Here is a 9,924-nt window from a genome sequence, read left to right as displayed (position 1 = left end):
CGATCAAAGATTGCGCCGATGAAGAAAGTAGCCAAAATGTTACGACGGCATCGAACACTGTTACTCAACTGGTTTCGGGCAAAAGGCCAGATGTCCAGCGGTGTTGTCGAAGGGTTTAATACCAAAGCAAAACTGACCATCAGAAAAGGCTACGGTTTTCGAACCTTCAGAGCGGCTGAAATCGCTTTATATCATACGTTGGGGGCTTTGCCAGAACCAAAACTTACCCACAGATTCTGCTGAAGAGCCGTATATAACGGGCAGCGCTCTCTTTGCGTGTAGCTGCCATCTAAAAATAGCCACATGGCTAATTTAGTCCCTTTCGTGGCCTTGATAAGGTTCTCTCCGATTCATAGTTGGAGCCGCATGCTCCGGCAGGACGCAGCAATGAGAAGGGAACGCTATGAAACTCAGCCAGTTGAATAAATCACACTGCGGCGTTCCCCCGCCGTCCGGGTGCTGTCGATCACAGACAAACGCGCCTTTGCCCTTCTTGTGCTTCAGCAAAACATCACCGTCGATCGTGTATTTACGAATTTGGAGTAGAGCAATGAGACCTATCTTGATGCGCGTGCCGGCTCTCATCCTGTTGTTGACATTAGTTGCCCTGACGGGCTGTGGTGGGGGTGGCGCGGATAGTACTACCACGAATAACGCGACATATACCATCGGCGGTACCGTCACAGGTTTAGTTGGAAACGGACTGGTATTACAGAACAATGCTGGTGACGACCTGGAGCTTAACGCTGACGGCAGTTTCGTTTTTACTACAGTGGTTGCGGATAAGGCTGGGTATGACGTCAGCGTTCTGAGCAAGCCGGGCCTGCCAAATCAGAATTGTAGTGTCAGTCAGGGAATGGGTAGCGTGTCCGCTGGCAATGTCGATAGTGTCCTGGTGAATTGTTCGATAGCCATGACAGGCGGACTAACCGGTCCGGTACCGCAAGCGGTCGCGGTGCAAGGCACCATTGCCTACAGTGCCGCCTCTTCTGGATTACTGACCCTCGACATCACCGACCCTGGCAATCCGATAGAGCTGGGGTATATCAATACACCGGGTGATGCCGTGGGCATCGCCGTGACAGGCAGTTATGCCTACGTGGCAGACGATAGCGGTTTGCTTATCATCGATGTGCAAGATCCAGCCTCACCGGTAATCGTTGATTCATACGACTTGCCGGGCAACACCCTAGGCATTGCCGTCAGTGGCAATTATGCCTACATAGCCAATCTAAGTAGTGGTTTGCAGATACTCGACATCAGCAATCCCGTTGCACCCGTTAAAGTAGGCAGAGTGAACATAAGCGGGGCACAAGGGGTCGCGGTCAACAGTAACACTGCCTATGTGGCAGCTTCAACCGCTGGCTTGCGCGTAATTGACGTCAGTGACCCGGCCGCACCGACCGAAGTCGGATTTTATGATACGGCAGGTTCGGCAGTTGCGGTGGCGTTAAGTGGCAACTATGCCTATGTCGCCGATTTATTTAAGGGCTTGCGTGTGATTGATGTCAGTAATCCAAACGCGCCGGCTGAAGTCGGATTTTATGATACGCCGAACAATGCCAAAAGTGTCGCGATCAGCGGTAACACTGCCTACGTGGCCGATTATGGCAGCGGCCTGCGCGTCATTGATATCAGTAATCCGGCTGCACCGAGCGAGTCCGGCTCTATCGACACGCAGGGATTTGCCACCGGCGTCGCCGTGACGGGTGGTTATGCCTATGTGGCGGATAATGCCAATGGGCTGCGCGTCATTGACATCAGCAACCCGGTAAATCCGCTTGAAATCGGTTTTTACAACGCGGACAGACCGGGCAACGCATGGGATGTCGCCGTGAGTGGCAATGATGCCTATGTCGCGGATGGTTTTAATGGCGTGAAAATTATCGACATCAGCAATGCCGCAGCGCCGCTAACTGTTGGCACATACGATAGTCCAGGTACGGCGCGTGCAATTGCAATCGACGGTAGTTATGCCTATGTCGCGGATGATAACAGCTTACAGGTGCTGGACATCAGTAATCCGGCAGCCCCGGTTCTAGCCGGGTCTAATAACCAGTTGGGTAGAGTCTGGGATATTGCCGTAAGTGGCAATTATGTTTACGTGGCGGATGTCAGCAGTGGTCTGCGTGTGGTGGATATCAGTAATCCGGCGTCTCCAACGGAAGTGGGATCGTATGCATTACCGGGTACTGCCTACGCTGTCGCTGTGAACGGCAATTACGCCTATGTCGCCGATTACGACAAAGGCTTGCGGGTGATCGACATCAGCAATCCGGCCGCACCGGTTGAAGTCGCGTTTGTTGATACACCGGGCGATGCGCGCGATGTCACAGTCAGCGGCAGCCATGTCTATGTGGCGGATACCTATAGTCTGCGGGTTATTGATATCACTGATCCAACCGTACCGGTGGAAGTGGGCGTAGTCGTGCTGAATACTGGATTTGCCCAGCACGTTGCCGTCAGCACCAGTCGCGCCTTCGTGACGGAATATGATGGCGGGCTGCGGGTCGTCGATATCAGCGATCCCTCGGCGCCGATTGACCTCGATTTTTATGACACCCCGGGTTATGCCTATGGCGTAACTGTCACAGACAAGCATGTCTATGTAGCCGATTACGGCGCGGGACTGGAGATATTTTAATTTTACATTTCAGTTGGAAGCCATACTTGAAAGTGATCGCCAGGAAGGCCGGCGATACGGTCCATATCCTGGACCGGTTCCATATCATGGCGCACCTGAGCAAGGCGATTGACGAGGTTCGCGCACAGGAAGCGAAAGAGCTGAAAAACAAAGGTTATGAGTCCATCCTGACGAAAGCGCGCTGGCTGCTGCTCAAGCGACCAGGCAACCTTCTATTGTGTGATCTCATACCCTTAAATACTTGTTCAAAAGGGGTTATTGGCACGCCAGGTAGATAACGGGCAGCGCTGCTTTATTGTGGTGCCATCTGAAAATAGCCACATGGCTAATTTAGACCTTTTCGTGTCTTTGTTAGTGTCACTTCCACTAATAACGCAATCAGCATCGATCGTATTCTAACGAATTAGGGAGTAGCACAATGAGACCAATCTTGACCCGCATGCCAGCTTTTATCTTATGGTTGGCATTAGTTGCCCTGACGGGTTGTGGCGGGGGCGGTGGTGGCGATTCCACTATAACGCCTGGTGCCGATTTTGATGGCGATGGTCTGAGTGATACCGAGGAAACCCAAATCTATGGCACCAATCCGCAGGATGCAGACACAGACGGTGACGGTTATAGCGACGGTGCTGAGGTCTTAACGCTGGGGGTCGGTAGCAGCAACCCGTACTTCTTTAATCCACTGATTGCGGATTTGCCGGAATTAAAGGTGGAAATCACCAGTCTGCCAGACATTGGTTATGACTTTGATGATAGCAATAGTACAAATCAAGTAGGTAGTACAACCCGTAGTAATTCAACCTCATTTTCAGCCTCGACAACCTATGGTACGAGTACCACGGTTGGCGTCGAGGCGACCGCCGAAGCCAGTGTGGGTTTATTCACGCCACCCTCGGCCAGCGCCTCTGTTACGGCGTCAGCGGAATCGACAGTGAGTTTTTCTGCCACCGCTTCACTGGAGAATAAATCGACCTATTCGAATATGGTTTCGGAAGGGGTGGAGCAAAATACGACATGGAATGGGGGTAAGGTTGATCTGACGGTAAAAGTGTCTAACCCGGGCCATATTGCCTTTACGCTGAAGAGTCTCACCTTATCGGCGACCAAGGCGGCGGATGGCCAGCATCCCTTTCAGCCGCTGGCGACTTTGAGTTATCCCGGCTTTACCCAGCAGAGCCTGGCGGGGAGTGATGTTGTCGAAAATCTTATTTATGAGAATAACGACTTAACCTTGCAAGATACCCGGACGATGATGACGGCGGCTCGGTCAATGACTGTAAAACCCGCGTTGATGGAGATTACTGATATCAATGGAATGCCTTTTGCGTTTACCCAACAGGGTGTCGATGCCAGGACCGCCAAGGTCCTCGTCGATTACGGACCTTATGCGGAGACGGAGCTTTACAGGGTGGCGGTAAATTCGGATAACACGAATCCAGGGAAAAAACTGGATGCTATTCTGAATTCCATACTGAACATCCCGTACACCGAGTCATCCGGTCTCGATACGGTGCGTACCTTGCCTGTGTCCAAGCCTAATGGAACGGCGCGCTGGATTGTTACCAAGCGCTCAGACCTGGGGCAAGGCGACGTGGAAACGGTATACGATTCGGCGACAGCAGCTTACAACGTCGCCGAAATTACTGTGAATGCCGCTGACGAAATTTTATTGGTCTACCTGGAAGACGCTGATGGCGATGGCCTGGGCTATCGCGAGGAGATCGTCAATGGTACGGACCCCACCAAGTCAGATACCGATAACGACGGCCTCAGCGATTATGAAGAGGTGCGTGATGGCTGGACAGTCACTGCGATTAACCAGATCGATGCCAACCGCTATCCGGCCAAGGTATTCTCGTCGCCGATTTCCGGTGACTATGATGGCGATTCCGTACCGGATGCTCAGGAAAAGGCACGGGGGCTGGATCCGTACAATGCAGACACCGATGGTGACGGCATCAATGATAATCTCGATAACGATACCGCCGGCGCGGGATTGTCCAACAATCTCATCGTCGAGCGCATCGCTCAGGCGACCGTCAGGGTCAGCGGCAGCGTCGCGGCCAATGCACCGCAAACCTTGGCCAATGTCACCCTCGACTGGGGCGACGGCAGTACGCAGGAGGTGTGGAATGGCGGCACCACTAAAACCCTGTATCCACCGGATCATGTCTATGCGACACCGGGTAATTACACAATCACGTTGACACTTGAAGACGATGCCACACCAACGGCCAATACCCTGACGCAAACGGCTGAGGTGGTGCTAACGGAATCCTCTCGGCCCCTGGGTCAGATCGCTGGCTGGAATGCTGGTTGGCGTAATGCAGTACATGTTCGAGAGGTCGTGGATATCAACCAGGATGGCTTCGATGATGTGGTACTCATTAGCGATGGTACTACCCGCATAGCTTCTGGTTCAGCATCCGGCTTACAAGCTCCCGTAGTCTGGTCAACGGGTAATTGGATTCCCAGTATTTATGCCAGTATCGAGCGCGACCCGCGCTTCTTCGTCGATATCGATAACGACGGCGACCTGGATATCGTCGGTGTCGATGCCAGTGCCAACACCGTGCGTTATGGACTGAATAACGGCAGTGGATTCGACGCCCCGGTGGACTGGATCACCGGCATCGACTGGAATGCGACCTATGACAGTGCCTACGTGGTTGACGTTGATAACGATGGCTATCCGGACTTCGTTCATGCGAAAAGAAACAGTCCCGGTAAAATGATTGTCTACACGTCCAATGGTGCCGGCCTGGGCCATTCCACGGCCATTGTCGACACCAACGACTGGAGTAGCGTTTATCCGGATCGGAACAAATATCCCATCGTTGCCAGTGATCTCGATGGCGATGGTTGTACCGATCTGGTCTTGTATGGGGAAGCCTCTACCTATTCTCTGAAGTCAGATTGTGATGGCACATTCAGCCGCTGGGATGGCGCAACGACGGGAGCCTGGACTGACCTACTGCCCGGCGCCTTTGCCTACAAAAACGGCTGGCGTACCGAGTTGCATCCCCGGCAGATGGTCGATCTGAATAACGACGGCCTGCCGGATGCCATCGGCTTTGCCAATGCCAGCGTCCCCGTTGCTATCAACAAGAGTACGCCAGGCAATGTCGCCTTCGAACCCTTTACCACCTGGTCCACACAATTTGTCGCCGACCAGGGCTGGGCGATGGAGAAAATCGTCAATACAACCAAAATTGGCAACAATACTCTTCACCGAACTGGGTATGGCATCCACCCGCGCTACCTTGCCGATGTCGATGGCGACGGCTTCAAGGATATCGTTGGCTATGCTTCTGCCGGGGTCTATGTCGCGAATAATAAACTCGGCATCGACAACACTAAGGGTTTCGGTAGCCAATGGCAGGGGTCGCCTGACTTCAATGTCACTGAGTCTACAGGCGCGGCCTGGTGGGAGGACTACAATTGCCAGAGCTTTAACTACTGCTTCAGCCGCGAGTATTTCCCGCGCATGGTGGGTGACTTCAACGGTGATAGCCATGCCGATTTCGTCGGCTTCGATCAGACGGGTTTGGTGTATCAACCGTCGACTTATGTCACGCAGTTTCAATAACCCATAGATAGGGTTCTTGATCAATACATCGGGGGGGCGTAATGCCCCCCTTTTATATGCTTGAATTCAAACAAATAGTAGGGAAAGGATAGTTCCCCTCTTTCGTTATACCGCACCAGCTTCGGCATTTAGTCAGCGGTTGAATCCGATGAAATCCAGGTCAAACCCGGCTGCCTTGATCAATCATTGCCTGTTTTGAAACGGACCGACGAAAATTGGGCACAAAGATAACGTAAAATTGTCACTTGCACCGTTAGGCAGCACCACTATTGGCTAAATATTAAACACCCCCCAGCCACCAGCCCAAGGAAAGCCCATATTCCGCCATTTTCCACAGCCCCGCGAAAACTGGCACATAAACTGCTGTCCTATAAACATGCGAGTAGTTCCATCCCCCCCGGGGCTGATCGCATGATTACTCTCCCTCCTAAGGGGCGCGCAAGCGCCCCTTTTTTTATCCACGAATTTCCTTCGATGCAGGTGATCATTCAATATCGAAACCGCAGCCCAATAAAAAGCCGGCCATTGTGGCAAGAAAAGCTTACCCAAAGTATGCTTCGATATATGACAAACTGTGACCCAGTTCACAGCAATTATTTCTGGCATTTGCATAATTTGAATCGTAGGGCGCAACGGCTCCTCCTCCCTCCCATGCAGATGTCGTTGCTTTCTCCTCCATTCAGGCCGCGCTCCTCTAAGTGCGGCCTTTTTTTTCAACATTTTTATGACGGATTTCCCCGCTTCTTTCTTCCATTTTTTAAGCCTGTTTTGTCCACTCACACAGCACCATCACGTACACTAGCCACATGGAAAAAATCCTGACATTACTGGGCGAGCGTACCGCCGAAACCTTCCTGCGTGACTACTGGCAAAAACGCCCGCTGCTGATCCGTGGCGCCCTGCCCGACTTCGACTGCCCCATCAGCCCTGACGAACTGGCCGGACTGGCCTGCGAAGAGGAGGTGGAATCCCGGTTGGTCCTCGAACACGCCGGCCCCGGCCCCTGGTCCGTCGAACACGGCCCCATCGAAGAGACCCGTTTCGGCGAGCTGCCCGAAACCCACTGGACCCTGCTGGTGCAGGAGTGCAACCGTTACGTGCCGGAACTGGCCGAGCTGCTGGATCAATTCAGCTTCATCCCCCGTTGGCGGGTGGATGACGTCATGGCCAGCTATGCCCCGGCACACGGCTCGGTCGGCCCACACACCGATCAGTACGACGTATTTTTGATACAGGCCCTGGGCACCCGCCGCTGGCAGATCAGCGAGGGGCCGGTGGACGCAGGGAACCAGCTGCCAGACCTGGATCTCTGTATCATGCGTGACTTCAGGCCGAGTGAAGAGTGGATACTGCAGCCCGGCGACATGCTCTACCTGCCACCGGGGGTTGCCCACTACGGGGTCGCACTGGAAGACTGCATCACGCTATCCGTGGGCTTTCGCGCCCCCAGTCATGCCGAGCTGCTCAGCGGCTTTGCCGATCACGTTGCGGCCCGACTGGATGCCGCGCAGCGTTACAGTGACCCCGATCTGCAACTGCAGAAATCCCCGGCAGAGATCTCCCCGGCCGCCCTGCATCAGGTGCGTGAAATCCTGCGCGGCATGCTCGCCGACGATAAGGCCATCAATCACTGGTTCGGTGAATTCATCACCGAGACCAAACATCCCCAACCGCTTGCCAATGATCCGCACTGCGAAGAGACCGGCACCGAACAGTTCCTGCAGGATTTTGCACAGGCCGGTGAACTGTTCCGCAATGACGAGCTGCGCTTTGCCTTTATGGATGAAGACATTGGCGCCAGCCTGTTTATTGATGGCCAGGCCTACCCGTTAAATGCCGAGTTGGCCTTTGTTGCACCCCTGCTGTGTGATCAGCCCTCGGTGAGCTATTCGCAGCTCGAAACGGCATTACACCAGAACCACTTTGCAGATTTACTAACCTCACTGTATAACCAAAACTATGTCTACTTCGAAAACATCTAACACAAACAAACCTTACACGGTAAAACGCGTCAACTGGCAGGATGCGGAGGCCGAACTGCGCATCCTGCGCGAGTTCGTGTTTATTGGCGAGCAAAACGTACCGCCCGAGCTGGAATGGGACGGTAAAGACGAAAGCTGTGTGCATATTCTGGCGCAGGATGACAAGGGCCGGGGGATTGGCACCGCACGCATGACGACCGAAGGCCAGATTGGTCGCATGGCGGTATTGCGCGCCTGGCGCAATCGCGGCGTCGGCAGCGAGATGCTCACCGCGCTGATCACCATCGCCAAGGCCCGGCAGCTCGAGCGCGTGCAACTCGATGCGCAGACCCATGCCATCGATTTTTATCTGCGACATGATTTCACGGCGCAGGGAGAAATCTTTATGGATGCAGGCATTCCGCATCAACACATGACCCGCTCATTGCCGCCGATGGATGTGCACATCAACATCCGCGATTTACCGAACCAGGTCCTCGGCGAGACCCGGGGTTATATCGACCTCAAGGGCCTTGAAGACAATAAGCAGGTCGCCATACACATGGCCAAACAGGGGCAGCGCTCCCTGTATCTCTTTACGCCCAATCTGGACCCGAGAGTATTTGATAACGATGAATTTATCGATGCGGTAAAAAACGTGGCGCTACATAATCCCCGCTCACACGTCAAAATCCTGATACTGAATCCTTCGCAAGTGGTCTCGCGTGGCCATCGGATTGTGGAACTGGCGCGCCGCATCAGCAGCCATGTTTCCATCCACCGCGCCGACAGCGAAGACTATCACCACGTGGATACCTTTATGGTGGTGGATGAGGTCGGCATTATTCGCCGGGCACATAATGACCGCTTTGAAGGTCTGGCAGAATTCAATAATCCCGGCGAGGCACGACTGTTACTGAAAACATTCCATGCTGCCTGGGAGCGCAGCCAGCCGGAACCCGAGCTACGGCGGCTGCATTTATGACGGGGACTTCTCTTCTCCCAATGTCAGCCCCAATGACTCGCCCCGCTATTTGCCTGGCGATCCTTGCTTGCCTGTTTTTGCAGCTATCCGCCTCGGTACTGGCCGCAGGCAATTACCCGGAGTCCGGCAGCTGCCCCAAAGACAAGCCCTATTACGCCATCTGCACACACAGCCTTCACAGCCTGGAGGGCTGGTACAGCAGAGCGTGTCATGCCGACAAGGCCGCCGCCCAGCAGGATGCAGAGGCCCACGCCCGAGCACACCATCAGGGTAATATGCGCTGGACGGGCATCCACCAGCCGCGTTAGGCCATCAGCTTAGTGCGGACGGGTAAACCCAGAAGATCGTAAGTGATCAGCAAACCCCACCTTGCAACTTCACATTCCAGGGTAATAGTGCTTCAATTTCTTCATCGGTTGTCGCTTTTGGCAATTCGGTAAAAATGTGCCGAAGGTATTGCGAGGGCTCTTGTTGATTGGCTTTCGCGGTTTCGATCAGGCTGTAAATGTTGGCGCTGGCCTTTGCGCCGTTGACGCTGGCACTAAATAACCAATTTTTTCGTCCGATCACAAAAGGTCTTATCGCATTTTCAGCGGCATTGTTGTCAATGGCGAGCCGACCATCTTGTGTATAAATAGTGAGTTTGTGCCAGTTTTTATCCAGGTACGATACGGCTTTGCCGAGCAGCCCTTTTGGCAAGGTGCTGTGTAAGGTTTTATCCAGCCAGTCGCGGATCTTTTGCAAT

Annotated in this window: 7 protein-coding genes and 1 pseudogene; 7 read left to right on the top strand and 1 reads right to left on the bottom strand. The window is 53.7% G+C overall.

All coding sequences use genetic code 11. The features are described from left to right. From RQ738_RS12250 to RQ738_RS12220, 7 genes and pseudogenes are all read left to right on the top strand, one after another. Nucleotides 1-243: transposase (locus tag RQ738_RS12250; RefSeq protein WP_314165528.1), on the top strand; the 243-nt coding region annotated here is incomplete at its 5' end. A 307-nt stretch (nt 244-550) separates the two neighbouring features. Continuing rightward, nucleotides 551-2,644: a hypothetical protein gene (locus tag RQ738_RS12245; RefSeq protein WP_314165527.1), complete on the top strand. Its 2,094-nt coding sequence runs from the start codon at nt 551-553 to the stop codon at nt 2,642-2,644. A gap of 14 nt (nt 2,645-2,658) precedes the next feature. Then, nucleotides 2,659-2,892: pseudogene (locus tag RQ738_RS12240) on the top strand (transposase); the annotation flags it as partial. A 170-nt stretch (nt 2,893-3,062) separates the two neighbouring features. Further along, nucleotides 3,063-6,233 carry a VCBS repeat-containing protein gene (locus tag RQ738_RS12235; RefSeq protein ID WP_314165526.1) on the top strand — a complete coding sequence of 1,057 codons (3,171 nt, stop codon included), beginning with the start codon at nt 3,063-3,065 and terminating at the stop codon, nt 6,231-6,233. Between the two features lie 806 nt (nt 6,234-7,039). Continuing rightward, the gene (locus RQ738_RS12230; RefSeq protein WP_314165525.1) at nt 7,040-8,215 is read left to right on the top strand and encodes a cupin domain-containing protein; all 1,176 of its coding nucleotides are present in this window, start codon (nt 7,040-7,042) and stop codon (nt 8,213-8,215) included. Then, nucleotides 8,193-9,179, top strand: coding sequence for a GNAT family N-acetyltransferase (locus tag RQ738_RS12225; RefSeq protein ID WP_314165524.1), 987 nt, complete (start codon nt 8,193-8,195; stop codon nt 9,177-9,179). Before RQ738_RS12230 ends, RQ738_RS12225 begins: the two co-directional genes overlap by 23 nt. A gap of 20 nt (nt 9,180-9,199) precedes the next feature. Next, the gene (locus RQ738_RS12220; RefSeq protein ID WP_314165523.1) at nt 9,200-9,487 is read left to right on the top strand and encodes a hypothetical protein; all 288 of its coding nucleotides are present in this window, start codon (nt 9,200-9,202) and stop codon (nt 9,485-9,487) included. A gap of 46 nt (nt 9,488-9,533) precedes the next feature. Here the strand turns inward: RQ738_RS12220 and RQ738_RS12215 are convergent. Further along, nucleotides 9,534-9,924, bottom strand: a 391-nt coding sequence (locus RQ738_RS12215; RefSeq protein WP_314165522.1) for a transposase, incomplete at its 5' end; no start/stop codon positions are given.

Origin of the sequence: Sulfuriflexus sp., from assembly GCF_032250955.1 — a bacterium.
In the GTDB taxonomy this organism is placed as follows: Bacteria; Pseudomonadota; Gammaproteobacteria; order AKS1; family AKS1; genus Sulfuriflexus.
This window is presented reverse-complemented; position numbering and strand designations above follow the sequence as displayed.

What these genes read in the sequence shown, in the direction of transcription:
- RQ738_RS12245 (WP_314165527.1), top strand. Translation starts at nt 551, where the DNA reads ATGAGACCTATCTTGATGCGCGTGCCGGCTCTCATCCTGTTGTTGACA.
- RQ738_RS12235 (WP_314165526.1), top strand. Translation starts at nt 3,063, where the DNA reads ATGAGACCAATCTTGACCCGCATGCCAGCTTTTATCTTATGGTTGGCA.
- RQ738_RS12230 (WP_314165525.1), top strand. Translation starts at nt 7,040, where the DNA reads ATGGAAAAAATCCTGACATTACTGGGCGAGCGTACCGCCGAAACCTTC.
- RQ738_RS12225 (WP_314165524.1), top strand. Translation starts at nt 8,193, where the DNA reads ATGTCTACTTCGAAAACATCTAACACAAACAAACCTTACACGGTAAAA.
- RQ738_RS12220 (WP_314165523.1), top strand. Translation starts at nt 9,200, where the DNA reads ATGTCAGCCCCAATGACTCGCCCCGCTATTTGCCTGGCGATCCTTGCT.